This window comes from Streptomyces longwoodensis (assembly GCF_001514125.1).
GTDB classification, from domain to species: domain Bacteria; phylum Actinomycetota; class Actinomycetes; order Streptomycetales; family Streptomycetaceae; genus Streptomyces; species Streptomyces longwoodensis.
Genome location: NZ_KQ948549.1, coordinates 201,006 through 220,291, shown reverse-complemented (window position 1 = coordinate 220,291; position 19,286 = coordinate 201,006). Strand labels below are relative to the sequence as shown.

The 19,286-nt window shown below is 75.5% G+C and carries 18 protein-coding genes; 10 read left to right on the top strand and 8 right to left on the bottom strand.

Features of this window, described 5'->3' with window-relative positions:
* Positions 1-7: 7 nt before the first annotated feature.
* On the top strand, positions 8-2,047 hold the full coding sequence (locus tag AQJ30_RS01020) for a PBS lyase (RefSeq protein ID WP_067227692.1): 2,040 nt from the start codon (positions 8-10) through the stop codon (positions 2,045-2,047).
* Between the two features lie 19 nt (positions 2,048-2,066).
* Here AQJ30_RS01020 and AQJ30_RS01015 read toward each other — a convergent pair whose 3' ends face one another.
* Positions 2,067-2,651 (bottom strand): Rv1733c family protein, encoded by a 585-nt coding sequence (locus tag AQJ30_RS01015; RefSeq protein WP_067227691.1) that lies wholly within the window; start codon positions 2,649-2,651, stop codon positions 2,067-2,069.
* Positions 2,652-2,931: 280 nt separating this feature from the next.
* Between AQJ30_RS01015 and AQJ30_RS01010 the strand changes: the two genes are divergently transcribed.
* The 4 genes from AQJ30_RS01010 to AQJ30_RS00995 all read left to right on the top strand — a co-directional run bounded on the left by AQJ30_RS01010 (position 2,932) and on the right by AQJ30_RS00995 (position 6,981).
* Positions 2,932-4,017, top strand: coding sequence for a WD40/YVTN/BNR-like repeat-containing protein (locus AQJ30_RS01010; protein ID WP_067227689.1), 1,086 nt, complete (start codon positions 2,932-2,934; stop codon positions 4,015-4,017).
* 155 nt (positions 4,018-4,172) lie between these two features.
* Positions 4,173-4,850, top strand: a complete 678-nt coding sequence (locus AQJ30_RS01005; protein WP_067227687.1) for a uracil-DNA glycosylase — start codon at positions 4,173-4,175, stop codon at positions 4,848-4,850.
* On the top strand, positions 4,847-5,905 hold the full coding sequence (locus AQJ30_RS01000; protein WP_079083700.1) for an N-acetylglucosamine kinase: 1,059 nt from the start codon (positions 4,847-4,849) through the stop codon (positions 5,903-5,905). Before AQJ30_RS01005 ends, AQJ30_RS01000 begins: the two co-directional genes overlap by 4 nt.
* A gap of 155 nt (positions 5,906-6,060) precedes the next feature.
* On the top strand, positions 6,061-6,981 hold the full coding sequence (locus AQJ30_RS00995) for a sirohydrochlorin chelatase (RefSeq protein ID WP_107119455.1): 921 nt from the start codon (positions 6,061-6,063) through the stop codon (positions 6,979-6,981).
* 107 nt (positions 6,982-7,088) lie between these two features.
* Here AQJ30_RS00995 and AQJ30_RS00990 read toward each other — a convergent pair whose 3' ends face one another.
* Positions 7,089-8,150 (bottom strand): lactonase family protein, encoded by a 1,062-nt coding sequence (locus tag AQJ30_RS00990; RefSeq protein ID WP_067227683.1) that lies wholly within the window; start codon positions 8,148-8,150, stop codon positions 7,089-7,091.
* A 237-nt stretch (positions 8,151-8,387) separates the two neighbouring features.
* The gene (locus tag AQJ30_RS00985) at positions 8,388-9,911 is read right to left on the bottom strand and encodes an FUSC family protein (protein ID WP_067227682.1); all 1,524 of its coding nucleotides are present in this window, start codon (positions 9,909-9,911) and stop codon (positions 8,388-8,390) included.
* Between the two features lie 293 nt (positions 9,912-10,204).
* Between AQJ30_RS00985 and AQJ30_RS00980 the strand changes: the two genes are divergently transcribed.
* Positions 10,205-10,681: an Lrp/AsnC family transcriptional regulator gene (locus AQJ30_RS00980; RefSeq protein WP_067227680.1), complete on the top strand. Its 477-nt coding sequence runs from the start codon at positions 10,205-10,207 to the stop codon at positions 10,679-10,681.
* Positions 10,682-10,895: 214 nt separating this feature from the next.
* Here AQJ30_RS00980 and AQJ30_RS00975 read toward each other — a convergent pair whose 3' ends face one another.
* Positions 10,896-11,765: a LysR family substrate-binding domain-containing protein gene (locus tag AQJ30_RS00975; RefSeq protein WP_067227679.1), complete on the bottom strand. Its 870-nt coding sequence runs from the start codon at positions 11,763-11,765 to the stop codon at positions 10,896-10,898.
* 59 nt (positions 11,766-11,824) lie between these two features.
* Between AQJ30_RS00975 and AQJ30_RS00970 the strand changes: the two genes are divergently transcribed.
* Positions 11,825-12,214, top strand: a complete 390-nt coding sequence (locus AQJ30_RS00970; protein ID WP_067227677.1) for a DUF5997 family protein — start codon at positions 11,825-11,827, stop codon at positions 12,212-12,214.
* On the opposite strand, the gene AQJ30_RS00965 is transcribed toward AQJ30_RS00970, so the two are convergent.
* Positions 12,177-13,037, bottom strand: coding sequence for an EamA family transporter (locus AQJ30_RS00965; RefSeq protein ID WP_245726803.1), 861 nt, complete (start codon positions 13,035-13,037; stop codon positions 12,177-12,179). The two genes, AQJ30_RS00970 and AQJ30_RS00965, sit on opposite strands and share 38 nt — an antisense overlap.
* Before the next feature lie 194 nt (positions 13,038-13,231).
* Between AQJ30_RS00965 and AQJ30_RS00960 the strand changes: the two genes are divergently transcribed.
* Both AQJ30_RS00960 and AQJ30_RS00955 read left to right on the top strand, forming a co-directional pair.
* Positions 13,232-14,137, top strand: coding sequence for a LysR family transcriptional regulator (locus AQJ30_RS00960; RefSeq protein WP_245726761.1), 906 nt, complete (start codon positions 13,232-13,234; stop codon positions 14,135-14,137).
* Positions 14,138-14,281: 144 nt separating this feature from the next.
* Positions 14,282-14,671 carry a cold-shock protein gene (locus AQJ30_RS00955; protein WP_067227675.1) on the top strand — a complete coding sequence of 130 codons (390 nt, stop codon included), beginning with the start codon at positions 14,282-14,284 and terminating at the stop codon, positions 14,669-14,671.
* Positions 14,672-14,744: 73 nt separating this feature from the next.
* On the opposite strand, the gene AQJ30_RS00950 is transcribed toward AQJ30_RS00955, so the two are convergent.
* Positions 14,745-15,170: a YjbQ family protein gene (locus AQJ30_RS00950; RefSeq protein ID WP_067227674.1), complete on the bottom strand. Its 426-nt coding sequence runs from the start codon at positions 15,168-15,170 to the stop codon at positions 14,745-14,747.
* 76 nt (positions 15,171-15,246) lie between these two features.
* Between AQJ30_RS00950 and AQJ30_RS00945 the strand changes: the two genes are divergently transcribed.
* Entirely contained in the window at positions 15,247-16,422 is a 1,176-nt protein-coding gene (locus tag AQJ30_RS00945; RefSeq protein ID WP_079083698.1) for an NAD(P)-binding domain-containing protein, read from the top strand.
* Positions 16,423-16,462: 40 nt separating this feature from the next.
* Here AQJ30_RS00945 and mltG read toward each other — a convergent pair whose 3' ends face one another.
* Positions 16,463-17,323 carry an endolytic transglycosylase MltG gene (gene mltG, locus AQJ30_RS00940; protein ID WP_067227672.1) on the bottom strand — a complete coding sequence of 287 codons (861 nt, stop codon included), beginning with the start codon at positions 17,321-17,323 and terminating at the stop codon, positions 16,463-16,465.
* A 43-nt stretch (positions 17,324-17,366) separates the two neighbouring features.
* Complete coding sequence (locus AQJ30_RS00935; RefSeq protein ID WP_067227671.1) at positions 17,367-19,199, bottom strand: ABC transporter ATP-binding protein; 1,833 nt, start codon at positions 19,197-19,199, stop codon at positions 17,367-17,369.
* Positions 19,200-19,286: the final 87 nt, after the last annotated feature.

Here is a 19,286-nt window from a genome sequence, read left to right as displayed (position 1 = left end):
GGACAACGTGTTCACGGGGATCCACGAGGTCGACTGGGCCTCGCTGCGGCACGCGTACGGCAGCGCGGAGGACGTGCCCGGACTGCTCAGGGGGCTGACCTCCGCTGACCCCGCCGAGCGCGGCACGGCGCTCGACGAGCTGTACGGCTCACTGCACCACCAGGGCCGGGTGTACGACGCGACCCTCGCGTGCGTGCCGTTCCTGCTTCGGCTCGCCGCACACGAAGGGGTGCCGGAGCGGGCCTGTCTCGTGGAGCTGCTGGTGAGCATCGGCGACGGCGACCGGGCCGACGGCCGCGGCGACGGAGCCGGGGCGGTCCGCGCGGGCGCCGAGGTCTTCGTACGGCTCGCCGCCGACCCGGAAGCGGGCGTGCGCCGGGCGGCGGCCGGCGCGGTGGTGCGTTTCCTCGACGACCCGGCGCGGGCCCTGGCGGTGGTGCGGGAGCGCCTCACGGCCGAGCGCGAGGACGGTGTCCTGATCGGCCTCATCGAGGCCCTGGGCCTCGTCGTCCGGCGTCATCCCGCGGTGGCCGGGGAGGCCTTGGACCTGCTCGCGGCCCAGAGCGCCCCGCCCTACGGGCCCGCGCCGCGCCTCGCCGCGCTCGCCCAGCTGACCGGCTGCGCACCCGAGCGCGTGCCCCCGGACCTGGTCGCGACGGCCTTGCGGCTGCTGCGGGAGCGGTCCGGGCAGCGCGCGCGGGTGCCCCACGCGCCCGCTCGGCCGGGCGGTGACTCGCTGGTGGACCGGCTGCACGGTGCGCACCCCTCGGACGAGGAGGGCGCCCGGCTGCTGCGCACGCTGCACACGGCGCTCGACGACCGGCTGACCGAGCGGACCGCCCTGCTGGAGGGCCAGTTGGCCTGTCCCGACCCGACCGACCGGTGCAACGCCGTGTGGCTGGCGGCGGCACTGGTCCGCGGGTGGCGCGGGGACCACACGGCCACCGTGAGGCTCGTCGGGGAGCAACTCGTCGGCGACGAGGGCCGGTTGCGTGACGCCGCCGTCTCCGTGCTGCGCACCCTGTTCGCCCTGGCCGCTCCGGCCGCCGACCACCTGCACGCGCTCGTGGGCGCCCGCCCCGATCTCTGGGTGCAGCACTGGCGCGGTCCCGGTCCGGTGCTGGGCGCTCCCCTGGACGCGCTGGCCCGCACCGGGGACGCCCGGGCGGTGCCGGTGCTCGCGGAGGTCCTGGCGCTCCCGGAGCCGCCGCGTGACGTGGGCTCGGCCGTGCTGTGCCTCGGCGGGGCCGGGGCTCCGCTGGTCCCGGCGTTACGGCACGCGCTCGGCCGGGTCCCGCTCGACCGGCCGGGCGCGGTGGAGCGCGCCGCTCCCCTGGTCCGGGCACTCGGGGCGCTGCGCGCGGCGGAGGCGGTGCCGGAGCTGGTGCGGCTGGTGGAGGGCCGGGGCGCGGACCCGGGTGGCCGGCTGACGCGGGTCGCGCTGGAGGCGCTGGAGGCGCTGGAGCGCATCGGGCCGCCCGCTCATGAGGCCTCCCCCGCCCTGCGGGCGGCGCTGCGCGGGGAGCACGCGGGTGCGGCGGCAGCAGCGCTGTGGGCCGTCGAGCGGGACGCCCCGGCCGTCCTGCCCGTGCTGCGGGGGGACCTGGCGGCGGGCGACGCGCGGCGCCGGACCCTCGCCGCACGCAGGCTTGCCCGGCTGGGTCCGGCAGCCGGGGCGGCGCTGCCCGCGCTGCGCAGCCGCGCGGCCGACGGGCACGGGGCGCTGGAGGGGCAGCACGGACGGGACCTGCGGGACGCCGAGGAGCGTACGGCGGCCGCGTGTGCGGTGTGCTCCATAAGCGGCAGCACGGAGGAGGTCGCCCGGCCCCTGCGGGAGCTGTGGACGGCCCACCCTCCCGTCCGGCGGGCCGTCGCCGCCTGTCTGGCGGGCCTGGGGCCGGCGGCGGCCCCCCTGCGAGACCTGGCCGCGACGGAGCTGACCCGGCTCCGGCGCCACACGGCCCGGACGCACGGGTACGGCAGCCACGACGTTCCCCACGACGAGGAACTGCTGCGGCTGTGCCGTGAGGTGGTGGAGGGAGCGTGAGCGAGGGGCCTGGTCCCGGCTAGCCGGGCTGTCGTCGGCCCCACAGTGGGTCGAAGCGCGCCCAGTCGGCGTCCCACTGGTCCACGCGGCGGCGCTCCAGCCGCCCGCGCAGGACACGGCCGCCGACGAAGGGGACGGCGGCGCAGGCGCAGCCCGCTAGCACGCCCACCAGGGCGGCGCGCACCCGGGCCCGGCCCGGATCGGCGGGCTCGGTGACCAGGTGGCCGCGCGGGTCCGTCCACAGCGTGACCGTGCTGTGGGCCGGGCTGCCGGGGTCCACGCGGACCTGGCCCGTGTGGGACGAGCCGTCCGGCGCGGTCCAGCGGACCTTCGCCCACACCCGGTCACCGGCGGCGCCGGGCTGGGCGGACGCCTTGCCGGGGGCCTGTTCGGTCAGCAGCCCCTGGAGCGGACGCCAGGTGGCCCGTTCCCGGGCCAGCTCGTGCTCCACGGCACCGGCGGCCGCCCAGCCGGAGAAGACGCCGACGAGGAGCGTGAGCGCCCAGGCACCGAGCAGCACCCAGGCCTCCAGCGTGTCGGCACGGCGCTTGAGCGGGTTGCGCCGCCAGCGCCACAGCCACACCTTCCGACCACGGAACGCCATCGAAGGCTTCCTCCTCGTCAGCGCGCGAACATCCCTGACCTGCTCTCGCCCTTCCATACGGCGGCGGCCGCCCGGTTGCTCAGGACGACTCCCTCGTCCCGACGGTCGCACGGGTCCCCCACTTCGCGCACGCCGACGGCCGACGACGGCCGCCCACCGTTCCCGCTCCCCCGCCGTCGCCGCCATGACCTGCGGTGACGCCCTTCCGAGGGGTGACTGTCAGTGGCTGGGTGCAGACTGGCCGGTGTCTGGGACAAAGACGTCGCGGAGGTGGTCGCAGATGACCGAGGTACTGCTCGCCGTGGGCACGCGCAAGGGCCTGTTCCTGGGGCGCAGGCGCGGGGACGCGTGGGAGTTCGACGACGAGCCCGCCTTCAACGCGCAGGCGATCTACTCGGTCGCCATCGACACCCGGGGCGACCGTCCGCGGCTGCTGGCCGGCGGGGACAGCGCGCACTGGGGTCCGTCGGTGTTCCACTCCGACGACCTCGGCCGCACCTGGACCGAGCCGTCCAAGCCGGCCGTGCGGTTCCCCCAGGACACCGGGGCCTCGCTGGAGCGGGTGTGGCAGCTGCACCCGGCTGCGGCCGAGCCGGACGTGGTCTACGCGGGGACCGAGCCCGCCGCGCTGTACCGCTCGGAGGACCGCGGGGAGAGCTTCGAGCTGGTGCGCCCGCTGTGGGAGCACCCCACCCGCTCGAAGTGGGTGCCGGGCGGCGGCGGTGAGGGCCTGCACACGGTGCTCACCGACCGGCGCGACCCGCGCGCGGTGACGGTCGCGGTGTCCACGGCGGGGGTGTTCCGCACCACGGACGGCGGGACCAGCTGGACGCCGGCCAACTCAGGGGTGTCCGCGGTGTTCCTGCCGGACCCGAACCCGGAGTTCGGCCAGTGCGTGCACAAGGTCGCACGGGACGCGGCCAATCCGGACCGGCTGTACCTGCAGAACCACTGGGGCGTCTACCGCAGTGACGACGCGGGCGGGCAGTGGACCGACATCGGCGAGGGCCTGCCGTCCACCTTCGGCTTCGCGGTCGCCGCCCATCCGCACCGCGGGGACACCGCCTACGTGTTCCCGATCAACGCCGACGCCGACCGCGTGCCCGCCGGGCGCCGCTGCCGGGTCTTCCGCACCTCGGACGCGGGCCGGACGTGGGAGCCGCTGGCGGAGGGCCTGCCCCAGGGGGACCACTACGGCACGGTGCTGCGCGACGCCCTGTGCACGGACGACGCGGACCCGGCGGGCATCTACTTCGGCAACCGCAACGGCGAGGTGTACGCGTCGGCCGACGACGGTGACAGCTGGCGGCAGTTGGCGTCCCACCTGCCCGACGTCCTGTGCGTGCGGGCCGCCGTGGTGGGCTGAGCGGACAGCCACGAGAAGAGCAGACCGGAGCGGCACGACGCCGCAGCGGGACACAGCAGAGGGAACAAGGGGGGCACGTCTGTGCGCACATCGTCCTGGCCGGGTCTTGGCCATCGGTTGATCGTCACCTCGTGTACGGCAGTAGGGTGACGCCCGTGGCACCACGACCCTTGCATGAAATCGTCGAACCGGGCTGGGCGAAGGCCCTGGAACCCGTCGCCGGACGGATCGCCGCGATGGGCGACTTCCTGCGCGCGGAGATCGCCGCGGGACGGTCCTACCTGCCGGCCGGGGCGAACGTCCTGCGGGCCTTCCAGCAGCCCTTCGACGAGGTGCGTGTCCTCATCGTCGGGCAGGACCCCTACCCCACGCCGGGGCACGCGGTCGGCCTATCGTTCTCGGTCGCGCCGGAGGTGCGGCCGCTGCCGGGCAGCCTGATCAACATCTTCCGGGAGCTGACCGCCGACCTGGGGGTGCCCCAGCCGTCCAACGGTGACCTGACGCCGTGGACGCGGCAGGGCGTGCTGCTGCTCAACAGGGCGCTGACGACGGCGCCGCGCAGCCCGGGCGCGCACCGCGGCAAGGGCTGGGAAGAGGTCACCGAGCAGGCGATCCGCGCGCTGGCCGCACGCGGCAAGCCGCTGGTGTCCGTCCTGTGGGGCCGCGACGCCCGCAACCTCCGCCCGCTGCTGGGCGATCTGCCCTCGGTGGAGTCCGCGCACCCGTCGCCGATGTCGGCGGACCGCGGCTTCTTCGGTTCGCGTCCGTTCAGCCGGGCCAACGACCTGCTGATCCGTCAGGGCGGACAGCCCGTGGACTGGCGCCTGCCGTGACCGGCGGCCCGCCCCGGCGGCCCGGTGTCCTCGCCGTCGACTCGGGCGGCTCGGGGCTGCGCGTCGCGGTGCGGGTGGTGGAGGGGGAGGCGGGGGCGCACGGCGCCGTGCCGCGGGGTGCGGGCGCGCAGGATGTCGGGCCGCAGGATGTCGGGCCGCGGGACGCGGTGGCCGAGGTGGCCACCAAGGAGCCGGTGCGCACCGGGCCCCGGGGCATCGAACCCGAGCACCTGATGGAGCAACTGGTCCCGGCCGTGCGGTCGTTGACGGCCCGGACCGGGGTGACCCAGCTGACCGCGGCCGCGGTGGGTGCGGCCGGCTTCGGGACGCTGGGCGACGCGCTGCGCGCCGAGCTGCCCGGCGCGCTGGCCCGGGAGTTCGGGGTCCGCGAGGTCGCCCTCGCCGCCGACGCCGTCACCGCCTACGTCGGCGCCCTCGGGGTGCGTCCGGGGGCCGTGGTCGCCGCCGGCACGGGGCTGATCGCGCTCGGCACGGACCTCTCCCGCTGGCGCCGGGCGGACGGCTGGGGCCATCTGCTGGGCGACTGCGGCGGCGGGGCCTGGATCGGCCGGGCCGGGCTCGAGGCGGCCGTCCGCGCGCACGACGGGCGGCCCGGGGGGTCGGCGGCGCTGCTGGCGTGTGCCGAGGAGGAGTTCGGGCCGGTCACCGGGTTGCCGGGGCTGCTGTACCCGCGTGCGGACCGGCCCGCGGTGCTGGCGTCGTTCGCGCCGCGGGTGGCCGACTGCGCGGCGGCGGACCCGGTGGCCGCGGACATCCTGCGGGCGGCGGCCCGGCACATGGCCGACTCGGCGGCGGCGGTGTGCCCGGCCGGGGACGGGGCCCGAGTGGCGCTCACCGGCGGGCTGTTCCGGACGGGCGAGGCCCTGCTCACGCCCGTGCGCGAGGAGTTGGCCCGCCGGCTGCCGCACGCCCGCCCGGTGCCGGCCGAGGGGGACCCGCTGCACGGTGCGACCGCCCTCGCCACCGCGCTGGCCGGGAACACCCTCGCTCTGCCGCGCGACGCCTCCCTGTTGCACGTGGTGACGTCGGCGTAGGGCGAGGTGGGGGGCACCGTGCGGGACAAGTCGTACGGAAAACACGCTGATCACTTCTGATCCGTACGTAACTCATCAGACAAAAGCGGACGGATACCGCTCACCTGCACCCTCCCCGAACAGGGGAGCCACGGAAACAAGTAACATGCGGCGCCATGAGCTCCCCCACTGGGCCCGCGTCCGGCCTGCCAGTACGAATGCCGCGCCCCCGCCAGCCCGGGCGGCACCGCCGACCCGAGCCCCTGGCGGCTCCCGAGGGCGCGCCCGCGCTCGTCCTCGCGGTGCCGGGCACGCCGAGCGGGGCGACCCGCGGCCTCGCCGAGGAGGTCGTGAGCATCGCCCGCTCCGAGCTCCCCGGCCTGGACGCGCGCATCGGTTACCTGGACGGGGACGGAGCGGAGTACCCCACGCTCCAGTCCGTGCTCGCCCGGATCTCCGAGGAGCGGACCGCGCGGTACGAGCTGGCCGTGGCCGCCGGTGCGGACGTGAAGCAGCCGGACGGACCCGTCGCGGTCGTCGTGCCGCTGCTCGCCGGGCCGGACAGCGCCCTGCTGCGCCAGGTCCGCCAGGCCGTCATGGAGAGCCGCGTGGCGGCCGACCTCACCGACGTGCTGGGCCCGCACCCGCTGCTCGCCGAGGCGCTGCACGTCCGGCTGTCCGAGGCGGGCCTGGCCCGTGCGGACCGCGCCCGCCTGTTCACCGTGGCGACGGCCGCCGACGGCATCATCCTCGCGTCCGTGGGCGGCGAGGAGGCCGTGCAGGCCGCGGGGATCACGGGCATGCTGCTCGCCGCGCGCCTCGCCGTGCCGGTGATGGCCGCCGCGCTCGACCAGGAGGGCTCCATCGCCTCCGTCGCCGAGCAGCTGCGCTCGTCCGGCTCCCAGCAGCTGGCGCTCGCGCCGTACCTGATCGGCCCGGAGATCGACGCCTCGCTGCTCGCCGCGGCGGCCGAGGAGGCGGGCTGTCCGGCGTCCGAGGCGCTCGGCCCGTACCCGGCGATCGGCAAGCTGGCGCTCGCCAAGTACACGACCGCCCTGGGCATCGCCCCGCAGCCGCAGGGCGCGCCGGTGCGCTGAGCCGGCGCCGCGGCCGTACCACGCGAAGGGCCCGCTCCCTCGGGGGAGGCGGGCCCTTCGCGTGTCCGGGCGGTGCCCGGGAGGCGGAGTGGTGTGGGGGGCGGCGCTCAGCGCGTCGCCGGTGCGGGGCCGCCGTCGAACACCACGCACGACGCGGCCGGTACGGCGATCGAGCCGCCCCGGGCCGGCCACCCGGTCGCCGGGTCGAGGTCGAACCAGGTCACGTCACCGGAGCGTTCGTTGGCGACGTACAGGCGGCCGCCGGACCAGGTCAGGGCGCGCGGCCAGTGGCCGCCGCAGGGCACCGTGCCGACGAGCCGCAGGGTGTCGCCGCCGTCCTCCACCGCGAACACCGACAGCACGTCCTCACCGCGCGTCGCGGTCCACAGGAACCGTCCGTCGGGCGCCACGGCGATCCCCGACGGGTAGGCGTCGCCGGCCGGGACCGCCGGCAGCACCGGCACCTCGCCCAGCGGCTTCAGCGCGCCGTCGGGGGCGTCCCAGCGGCAGACCGTGACGGACGGCGTGAGCTCGTTGACGACGTACGCGTGCGTGCCGTCGGGGTGGAAGGCCAGGTGGCGCGGCCCGGAACCCGGACGCAGCGCGTTCTCGCGGTGCACGGCGAGGGCGCCGTCGCGCAGTGTGCACACCCGCACCGAATCGGTGCCGAGGTCGACGCTCACCGCCCACCGCCCGCTCGGGTCGGGCTGCACCTGGTGCGCGTGCGGCCCCTGCTGGCGGGGGGCGTGGGGGCCGGAGCCGGTGTGGGCGAGGACGGCGGACGCCGCCCGGGCGAGGGTGCCGTCGGGGCGGACGGGGAGCGCGCTGACGCTGCCGGAGCCGTAGTTGGCGGTCAGGACGTGGCCGTCGTGCACGCTGAGGTGCGTGGGACCGCTCCCGCCGACCGGCACCGGAGGTCCCGTCCGCTCGGGTGTGTCACCGGCCACCCGGTACGCGGCGACCGCGCCGTCGGTGGTCTCGCTGACCGCGTACAGGGTGGCGCCGTCCGCGGAGAGGGCCAGGTAGGAGGGGTCGGGCACGCCGTTCACACTGCTCAGCGGCGACAGCGCGCCGCTGCGCGGATCGACGGCCGCCGTCACGATCCCGGGGCCGCCGGCCGCCGTGAACGACCCGATGAACGCCCGCCGTCTCATGCCGTCGTCCGCCACCGCTGTCCCCTCTCGCCCTGTCGGGTAGCCGCTGTTCCGAGTGACGGTAGCAGTCGATCACGTGAGGTCTAGACCAAGTACGGCCACTTCGGGTGAGTCGTGCGCGCGGTGGCGCGGAACCGGGCGCGCGGCGGCGCGGAGCCGGGAGGGCGGCGGCGTGGAAACCGGGCGCGCGGCGGTGCGGAGCCGGGAGGGCCACGCCCTGTCGGCCGTCGGCACCGCGCCCGGCCTGCCTCCTCAGGCGTCGACCAGCGAGGATCCCGCGGGCGCGCGCAGCGGGTGGGCGAGGTCGGCGAGGGCGCGTTCCAGGCCGTGCAGGTGGGCGAGGGGGCCGTGCGCGGGGGACGGCTCGGGCGCCGTCCGGGGCGCGGGGACCGGTGCGGCGAGCGGTTCGGCGGCCGCCGCTCCCCCGTCCGTGAGCGCCTCCACCGCCGCCTCGACCCGTCGGCAGGCCGCCGCGAGGCGGGCGTCGTGGGAGGCCTCCGGGTCGGCCGCCACGGCGACCAGTCCGCGGATCTCGCGGGCGCAGGTGTCGAGCAGGTTGAGGACGCTCCGGGCGCGCGCCTTGCGGGCGCGTACGGGGTTCAGCGGGTGCACCAGCGGGGCGACGGCGAGCCGTACGCGTCCGAGGAGCTGCTCCAGCTCGGCGACGCGCCGGGCCGGGTCGGCCGTCGGGTGCCCCGCGAGCCGGGCGGCGGCCTCCGCGGTGCACGCGTGGACGCAGCGCAGGGCGCGCTGGATCCAGGCGTCGGTGATGGCGTGGGTGGTCACCGGCAGGACGAACAGCACGGCGAGGGCCGCGCCCAGCGCGCCGACGCCGGTCTCCGCGAGGCGCAGGGCCAGCAGGCCGGGGGTGAGGACGCCGAGGAGGCCGTACAGGAGCTCGGCGAGCAGGGTCACCCAGAGCATCATCCAGGTGTAGGAGACGGCGGCCGTGTAGAAGATGCCGAAGACGCTGACGGCGACGAGTACCGCGGTCGGGACGGGCGCGCCGGCGACCGGCACGGCGACGACCACGCCCAGGCCGATGCCGATGACGGTGCCGAGCACCCGGCGGAAGCCGCGGACCAGGGTCTCGCCGCGCGAGGTGGTGTTGACGAAGATCCACCAGGTGGCGCCGACCGCCCAGTACCAGCGCTGCCCGGAGACCAGCTGGCCCACCACCAGGGCGAACCCGGCGCCGGCGGTGGCCTGCACGGCCTGGCGGGTGGTCACCCGGGCGAGGCCGGTGCCGCCGGGCGGGGCGGGCACGGCGGCCGGGGGCGTCCGGCGCTCGTAGCACCACGCGCCGAAGCGGACCGCCGCCGCGCTGAGCACGGACAGCGTGAGGGCCGCGTACAGCTCGGGCAACTGCGCGGTGGTCGCGTGCAGGAACTGCGCGACGAAGAACATCATGAACGCGAAGACGCCCAGGCTGTGCCCGCGCGGACCCCAGCGGCGCGCGTACACGCCCGCGCCCGTGACGGCGAGGAAGGTCAGGTCCCGGGCCACGGGGACGTCGTGGAGCAGCGCGGCGGCCGTGAGGACGGGCAGGCCGACGGCGGGCAGCAGGGCGGTGGTGACCGCCTGGCCGCGGACGGTCGTGTCGGCGACCGTGAAGAGGGCGAGCAGCGCGGCCAGTCCGCCGGTGACCGCCCCCGTCAGGGAATGTCCGGCGAGGCCGCAGACCACGACCGCCAGCCCGATGCCGAGGACGGCCCGGGCGGCGAAGCGCAGCCGCGCCCGCCCCGGGTCCGGAGCCACGAACACCCTCTTCAACACTGCGTACCGCCCCCTGTGCGACAACTGCGGACAACTCCGGGCGCCGGTCGGTGCACCGGCATGGAAAAGGCGCCGCGGGATCCGCAGCGCCATCGACGGCTCCATGAGAGCATCCCGGACGCCATCTGCTCAAGCGACCGCCGGACCACTGGTCCATTGGTCCACCAGAAGCACTCCCCGCCAGTCCGCCGACGAGCCAACGGACCAGGGCGGGCGGCTCAGCGGGGCGGCGTCACGCTGGGCCATTGGTACTGTCGGGAGCGATCAGGTACGGAGCGAGGAGGCCGGGCGCCATGGCCGTGGACGAGTTGGACACCCGCATCCTCAGACTGCTGCTGGAGCAACCGCGCACGAGCGTCCGGGAGTACGCCCGCGTCCTGGGCGTCGCCCGCGGCACCCTCCAGGCCCGCCTGGACCGGCTGGAGCGGGACGGCGTGATCACCGGGACGGGGCCGTCCCTCTCCCCCGCCGCGTTGGGGCACCCGGTGCTGGCGTTCGTGCACATCGAGGTCACCCAGGGGCACCTCGACGACGTGGGTGACGCGCTGGCCGCCGTGCCGGAGATCGTGGAGGCCTTCTCGATCACGGGGGGCGGGGACCTGCTCACCCGGGTCGTCGCCCGGGACAACGCCCACCTCGAGGACGTCATCCAGAAGCTGATCAGCCTGCCGGGCGTGGTGCGCACCCGCACGGAGGTCGCCCTGCGCGAACGCGTGCCGCACCGGCTGCTGCCGCTGGTGGAGGAGATCGGGCGGGGGACCGGGAAGTAGCCGTCCTGAGTCTGTTCTAGGGGGTGTCTTGCCGATCAGACCGGGCTCGCGGCGTCTGGCACCGCACCTCGCCGCGTTGTCGTCACTCTCCCCCACTCTCGCCTCCGCTCGAGCGGGAGGGGCCCCCACCGCTCCGCATCGACTCCCTCCTCCGCCTTGCGATGCACGGCACCAGACGCCGCTCCCTGACCCGGCCTGATCGACAAGACACCCCCTAGGACCGGCGGCGCGGCCGTCCGCTGCCGCCGCGCCCGCCACCACTGCCGCCGCTGCCGCCGCTCCGTCCGCGGGCCGCCCCGCCGGAGCGGGTGCCGCCCGACCGGCTGCCGCCGCCGGACCGCGCGCCGCCACCGGTGGACTTCCCGCCACCGCCACTGCCGCCTGAGGTCTTCGCGGAGGCCTTCCCCCCGGTCTTCCCGCCGGCCTTCCCGCCCGACTTCGCGTCGCGCCTGTCGTCCGCCTGCTCCGGCCTCGCGCGCCCGCGCGTGCTGTTGACCGTCCGGCCGCGGACGATCCCGATGAAGTCCTCCACCAGGTCGGTGGTGGCCTCCTCGGGCCAGGACAGGGCGACGCCCGACTGGGGTGCGTCGGTGAGCGGGCGGAAGGTCAGGTCGCGGCGGTGGTGCAGGCGGGCCAGGGACTGCGGGACGATCAGGACGCCGATCCCGGCCGCGACCAGTTCGATCGCGTCGGCCGTGGTCGCCGGGCGCTCGAAGGCGGGCTCGCCGGGGAGCCGGTCCCAGCCGAGGACGTCGTCCAGGGGGTGCAGGACGACCTCGTCGGCGAGGTCGTCGAGGGTCACCTCGTCCGCCGCGGTCACCAGGTGGTCCTTGGGGGCCACGACGACGGTGGTCTCGGTGTAGAGGGGGATCGCGCTGAACACCGTGCGGTCGACCGGCAGCCGGACCAGGGCGGCGTCGGCGGAGCCGTCGCGCAGGAGGACGGGTGCCTCGGCGGCGGTCGCCTGCAGGAGGGTGAGGGGGGTGTCCGGGTGGCGTTCGCCCCACACGCGCACCCACTTGGCGGGCATCACTCCGGGGACGTAGGCCAGCCGGAACGTGGGGGAATCCGCCGAGTCAGTCACCCGCTCAAGGTTACCGGCTGTGGTCGGGGGCCTTTCCCGTGGCGGATAGGCTGGACGGCATGACGTCGCACCAGAGCGCCCAGACCATGAAGCCCGCGACCGCGGCGAAGAAGCTGGGCGTGTACCTCCCCGCCACCCCCGCCGAGTTCCAGCAGGGGTCCGTCTCGCGCGCCGAACTGGACGAGCTCCAGGCGAACCCGCCCGAGTGGCTGCGCGAGCTGCGGCACAACGGACCGCACCCGCGTCCGGTGGTCGCGGCGAAGCTCGGTGTGTCCATCTCGGGCCTGGCCCGGGGCGGGGTGACGGAGGCGCTCACTACGGAGCAGATCGAGGCGCTGAAGAGCGAGATGCCGGAGTGGCTGGCCAAGGAGCGCGCCACGCAGGCGGAGGTCCGCAAGGAAGCGGCCCGCCTCAAGCAGCGCGACGCCGAGCGCGCCGGGTCCGCCTGACCGGCGGCCGCTGCGGGGCCCGCCCTGAGGGGGCCAGGATGCTGAGGGCGTTCGCGAGGACGACGGCTGCGACCGCCGCCCAGTCCAGCAGGCCGAGCCGCTGGCCCAGGCCGATCCAGCCGACGAGCGCGGCGAGGACCGGGTTGACGCTCATGAACAGTCCGAACGCGGCCGCGGGCACCCGGCGCAGGGTGAACAGGTCGGCGAGGTAGGGCACGGCCGAGGACAGCACCCCCGCGGTGACCGCGCAGCCCAGGGCCGGCAGGGTCGGCGGGGTGCGGACGGCGAGCACGACGCCGACCGGCAGGAACACCAGCGCCGACACCAGCGCGGCCGCCGCCGACCCCTCGGCACCGGGCAGGCGCCGGCCGACGGTCCGGTTGAGCAGGATGTACGACGCCCAGCAGGCCGCGGCCAGCAGGCCCAGGCCCATCCCCACGTAGTCCGTCGACGGCCGCGGACGCATCAGCGTGACCGCGCCCGCGGCGGCGGCCACCGCGCAGCACGCGTCCACCCGGCGGCGCGCGGCCGCCAGGGCGAGGGTGAGGGGCCCCAGGAACTCCAGCGTCACCGCGAGACCGAGGCCGATCCGGTCGATCGCGGTGTACAGCGACAGGTTCATCGTCCCGAAGACCAGCGCGAGCAGCAGGACCGGCGTCCACTCCCGCCGGGTGAACGAGCGCAGCCGTGGCCGACCGACGGCGAGCAGGACGAGGGCGGCGACGTACTGCCGTACCGCGACCACCCCGGCGGGCCCGAGCACCGGGAAGGCGAGCGAGCCGATCGCGGCACCGGTCTGGTTGGACACCCCGCTGCCCACCATGGAGACCACCCCGGCCAGCCGGCCCCCGGCCGGGACCGCCGCGGCGGACGGCTGCGCGCCCGGGGGCGTCAGCGGCGCGGAGGCTCCGGCGGACGGGGAGGCGGCGGAGGACGAGGCGGCAGACATACCCGGAGCGTGCACCCGTCATCCTCTTGCGCAAAATGCATTCCTCGCTCCGTCCATACGATGAGCGTATGGACGGAGCGGCGGAGCAGTGGGAGCTGCCGGGGGCGCGGGGGGACGTGCGGGGCGTGGAGCTGCGGCAGCTGCGGTGTCTGGTGGCGATCGTCGACGAGGGCGGGTTCACGGACGCCGCCGCCGTCCTCGGCGTCTCCCAGGCGGCCGTCTCGCGCACCCTGGCCTCCCTGGAACAGGCTCTGGGCGTGCGGCTGTTGCGGCGGACCTCGCGGGTGGTGGCGCCGACCGCGACCGGGCTGCGGGTGGTGGCGCACGCGCGGCGGGTGCTCGGCGAGGTGGACGCCCTGGTGCAGGAGGTGGCCTCGGGCCACACCCGGCTGCGGGTCGGGTACGCCTGGTCGGCGGTCGGCCGGCACACCGTCGCCTTCCAGCGGCAGTGGGCCGAGCGGCACCCCGGGACCGAACTGCACCTCGTGCGCGTCAACGCGAGCAGCGCCGGTCTGGCGGAGGGCGCCTGCGACCTCGCGGTGGTGCGCCGGCCGCAGGACGACCGCCGCTTCGACACCGCGATCGTGGGCCTGGAGCGACGGCTGTGCGCACTGGCCGCGGACGATCCCCTGGCCCGGCGCCGGTCCGTGCGGCTCGCCGACCTCGGCGGCCGGACGCTGCTGATCGACCGGCGCACCGGCACCACCACGGCGGATCTGTGGCCGCCGGACGCGCGGCCGGCCGTGGAGGAGACGCACGACGTGGACGACTGGCTGACCGTGATCGCCACCGGGCGCTGCGTCGGGGTGACCGCCGAGTCGACCGCCCACCAGTACCCGCGGCCGGGCGTGGTGTACCGGCCGGTGCGGGACGCCGAGCCGGTCGCGGTGCGTCTGGCCTGGTGGCGGGACGACCCGCACCCGGCGACCCAGGCCGTGATCGAGCTGCTGACCGCCCTCTACCGCGCGCCGTGACACCGCGGGCCGTGACACCACGGGCCGAAAAGACGCACCCCTCGTGGGCGGCGGCGACGCCGAGGTCGCTCCCCGGCCCCCCGCATGGCTACGATCGGGCCCAGGTGCACCGGAGTGGGTGTGATGAGGCTGTTGGGGGTTGGGATGGCTGCCGGTCGTGTGGTGCGTTTCGACAGCGCGCGGGGGTATGGGTTCATCGCCCCCGACGACGGCGGGGAGGACGTCTTCCTGCACGTCAACGACATGTTGATGCCCGAGTCGCAGGTGCGGCGGGGCATCGTGGTGGAGTTCGAGATCGAGGACGGCGAGCGCGGGCCGAAGGCGTCGTCGGTGCGCCTCGCGCGCGGGGAGGACGGCAAGCCGCTCAGCCTGGACGACGACATGATGTGCGACGTCCTCAACACGGAGGAGTTCACCCGTGAGGTCACCGAGGCGCTGCTGGTGGCGGCGCCCACGCTGACCGCGGAGCAGATCCTCCAGGTGCGGGCCGGACTGGCCCAGTTCGCCAAGCACCACGGCTGGGTCGAGGGCTGACCGACCGACGGGGGCGGCCCTCCGGTGATCCGGCGCGGGGCCGCCCCCGCTGCGGTGCGGCCCTACGCGCTCGTCAACCGGCGAGGAAGCTGAGCCGGACCGTGCGCTCGGGGTTGTCCCGGTTGGTGTCCACCAGGCACACGGACTGCCAGGTCCCGAGCTCCAGGCGGCCGCCCACCACCGGCAGGGTGGCGTGCGGCGCGACGAAGGCCGGCAGGACGTGGTCGCGGCCGTGCCCGGTGCTGCCGTGGCGGTGCTGCCAGCGGTCGTCGGCCGGCAGCAGGGTGTGCAGGGCCGCGAGCAGGTCGTCGTCGCTGCCGGCGCCCGTCTCGATGACGGCCACGCCGGCCGTGGCGTGCGGGACGAACACGTTCAGCAGTCCGTCACGGCCGGCCGCGGCCTCGCGCAGGAAGGACTCGCAGTCGCGCGTGAGGTCGACGACGGCCTCGCGGGAGCCGGACGGAACGGACAGGACGTGCGTGGTGAAGGCATCGGACATGCGTCCATCCTGACCCATGCGCCGGGCGCCGCGGCGGAGGGGGAAGATCCCCGCGCGCGGCGCTGTTGGTAGAAACGTGAACAACACGCGCGCGGTCGAGGTCGAGGTCGTCGTCGTGGGCGCCGGTCAGGCGGGCCTGTCGAGCGCCTACCACCTGCGCCGGACCGGTCTCGCTCCGGACGAGGACTTCGTGGTGCTGGACCACTCCCCCGGCCCCGGCGGCGCCTGGCAGTTCCGCTGGCCCTCGCTCACGTACGGCAAGGTGCACGGGATGCACGCGCTGCCCGGCATGGAGCTGACGGGCGCCGACCCCGCGCGGCCGTCCTCCGAGGTCGTCAGCGCCTACTTCGACGCCTACGAGCGCGCCTTCGACCTGCGGGTACGGCGGCCCGTGGACGTCCGCGCGGTGCGCGAGGGCAGCGGCGGGCGGCTGCTCGTGGAGACCTCGGCCGGCACGTGGTCCAGCCGGGCCCTGATCAACGCCACCGGCACCTGGGACCGGCCGTTCTGGCCGCGCTACCCGGGCCAGGAGACCTTCCGGGGCCGGCAGCTGCACACCGCGCAGTACCCGGGCCCCGAGGCCTTCACCGGCCTGCGGGTCGTCGTCGTGGGCGGCGGTGCGTCCGGGACGCAGCACCTGATGGAGCTGGCCCCCTACGCGGCCGCCACCACCTGGGTGACGCGTCGTCCGCCCGTCTTCCGTGAGGGCCCGTTCGACGAGGACGCGGGCCGCTCGGCCGTCGCGCTGGTCGAGGAGCGGGTGCGGCAGGGCCTGCCGCCGCGCAGCGTGGTCTCGGTGACCGGGCTGCCGCTCAACGACGCCGTGCGGCAGGGGCTGGAGAGCGGGGTGCTGGACCGGCTGCCGGTGTTCGACCGCATCACCCCGGACGGCGTGGAGTGGGACGACGGCCGGCGCGTGGACGCCGACGTCATCCTGTGGGCGACCGGCTTCCGCGCGGCCGTCGACCACCTGGCGCCGCTGCGGCTGCGCGAGCCCGGCGGGGGCATCCGGGTCGAGGGGACGCGTGTGGTCGCCGATCCGCGGATCCACCTGGTGGGCTACGGCCCGTCGGCGAGCACCATCGGCGCCAACCGGGCCGGCCGCGCGGCGGTACGGGACATCAGGCGGCTGCTGGCCGAGAAGGCGGCAACGGCCGACACCACGCGCGAGGACGCCCCGGCCGACACCACGCGCGAGGGCGCCCCGGCCGACACCACGCGCGACGGCGCCCCGGCCGAGTACGCCGCCTGACGGCGCGTCGATCCGGTACGCGGCCCGACGGCGCCCGCGGTCACCGGACCGGGGGCGCGACGTGCTGCTGGTTGCGGTTGAACTCGGCGACGTTGCGCTCGTGTTCCTCCAGGTTCGCGGTGAAGCGGGTGTCGCCGGGCTTGACGGTGACGAAGTAGAGCCAGTTGCCCGCAGGAGGGTCGAGGGCGGCGCGCATGGCCTGCTCCCCCGGGTTGTCGATCGGCGTCGGGGGCAGGCCCATCCGCCGGTAGGAGTTGTAGGGGCTGTCGAGACGGGTGTCCTTCTCACTGGTCCTCAGGGTGGACCGGCCGAGGGCGTAGTTGAGGGTGGAGTCCATCTGCAGCGGCATGCCGCGCGCCAGGCGGTTGAACACCACCCGCGCCACCTTCCCCATCTCGTCCGTGGTGCCGGCCTCGGCCTGGACGATGCTCGCGACGGTGACCGCCTGGTAGACGTTCAGCGCGGTGCGCCGGGCGCCGGCCGCGACGGGCGCCCCGTTGAACCTCCGGTTGGCGGTGTCCACCATCGCGGACAGCAGCGACTGGGGCGTGGTCCGCCCGTCCAGCGGATACGTGGCGGGGAACAGGTAGCCCTCGGGGTTGCCGCCGGCGTCGTTCGGCAGCTTCAGGCCGGCCTGCGGCAGGCTCCGGCGGGTGGTGCCGGGGGCCAGGTGCAGGGCCTTGTCGACGGCGTCGTAGACCTGGACGGCGCGCCAGCCCTCCGGGATGACGAGCGTCGCGGGCGCGGTCGCCCGGTGGGGGGCCCGGTGGAGAGGGCCCTCGAGGGTCAGCAGCGGCACCGCCACGGCGGCGCCGGCCACGACGGCCCCGGCCGCGATGAGGGCGAACCGCCCCCGGCGCGTCAGCCGGATCGTGTTCCGTGACGGAGTGTTCTTCGGCATGCGGGCACGGTAACCCGCACACCTGCACAAACCCGGCATATCTTCATCTTGTCGGTTCCAGCGCGGCCGGATCGCCGGAGGCCGGGGCCGGGCGGGCGTCCTTGCGGACCAGTGCGGCGTACCGGCCGTCGCGCGCCAGCAGCTCCTCGTGCCCGCCCCGCTCGGCCACCCGCCCGGAGTCGAGGACCACGATCTGGTCGGCGCCGCGGACCGTGGAGAGCCGGTGGGCGATGGTGACGGTCGTCCGGCCGGCGGACAGGGCGTCGATGGCCTGCTGCACGGCGTGCTCGGTACGGGTGTCCAGGGCACTCGTCGCCTCGTCGAGGAGCAGCACCGGCGGGTCGCGCAGGATGGTGCGCGCGATGGCCAGGCGCTGCTTCTCACCGCCGGAGAAGCGGTGCCCGCGTTCGCCGACCACCGTGTCGTAGCCGTCGGGCAGCGAGGCGATGTGGTCGTGGATCTGGGCGGCCCGGGCGGCCGCGTACAGCTCCTCGTCCGTGGCGTCGGGCTTGGCGAAGCGCAGGTTGTCGGCCACCGAGGCGTGGAAGAGGTACGTCTCCTGCGAGACCACGCCGACCGCGCGCGCGAGGGTGTCGAAGTCGAGGTCGCGCACGTCGACGCCGTCGAGGGTGACCCGGCCGCCGGTCACGTCGTAGAGCCGGGGCACCAGGTGGCCGAGGGTGGACTTGCCCGCGCCGGTCGGCCCGACGACCGCGAGGCTGCCGCCGGCCGGCACGGTGAGGTCGATGCCGTCGAGGACCGGCGCGCCCTGGTCGTCGTAGCGGAAGGAGACCTTCTCGAAGCGGACCTCGCCCTTGATGCGGTCGAGGTGGACCGGGTCCGGCCGCTCGGTGATGTCGATGGGCAGGTCCAGGTACTCGAAGATGCGCTGGAACAGCGCGAGCGAGCTCTGGATCTGCACGCCGGTCGACAGCAGGCTGACGGCGGGGCGGAACAGGCCCTGCTGGAGGGAGACGAAGGCGACGATCGTGCCGAGGGAGACGTCCGGCCCGCCGAGTTGCAGGGCCATGCCCGCGGTCCAGTAGATGACGGCCGGCATGGCGGCCATCACGATGGTGATCACGGCCATGCGCCAGCGGCCCGCCATGCTGGAGCGCACCTCCAGGTCGACCAGGCGTTCGGACTCCTCGGCGAAGGACACGGTGAGGGAGTCGGCGCGGCCCATCGTGCGGCCGAGCAGGATGCCGCTGACGGACAGCGACTCGGTGACCGTGGCGGCCATCGCGGCCATCTGCTTCTGGCGCTGGGTGGTGATCCTCTTGCGTTCGTTGCCGACGCGGCGGCTGATCCAGACGAACGCCGGGAGCAGCAGCAGGGAGACCACGGTCAGGCGCCAGTCGAGGGCGATCATCGCGATGACCGTGGCGACCACGCTGGTGAAGTTGGAGACCAGCGAGGTGGCCGTCGAGGTGACGGTCGCCTGCATGCCGCCGATGTCGTTGGCGATGCGGGACTGCACCTCGCCGGTGCGGGTGCGCGTGAAGAAGGCGAGCGACATGCGCTGCAGCCGGCCGTAGACGGCGGTGCGCAGGTCGTGCATGACGCGCTGGCCGACCGTGGTCGAGATCAGCGTCTGCAGCACGCCGAAGACGCTGGTGAGGACGGCGCTGAGGATCATGCCGAGGGCGAGCAGGCTCAGCAGGCCGGTGCGGCCCTGCGGGATCGCGACGTCCAGGATCTCCTTGAGGAGGAACGGCGTGGCGACCGAGACGAGCGAGGAGGCGCCGACCAGCAGGCCGACGACCGTGAGCCGCGCGCGGTAGGGGCGGAACAGCTTGAGGATGCGGCGCACCTGCCGGGGTTGTTCCCCGGCGTCGGCGGGCGGCGTCCAGGAGGGTTCGTGATCGGGGTGCATGGGCTCCTACGGAGGTGGGTGGGCGCCGGGCCGCGGGCGCGGCCGGCGACGACGGGAGGGAGCGTAGCTCATTGTTACCTATACTCA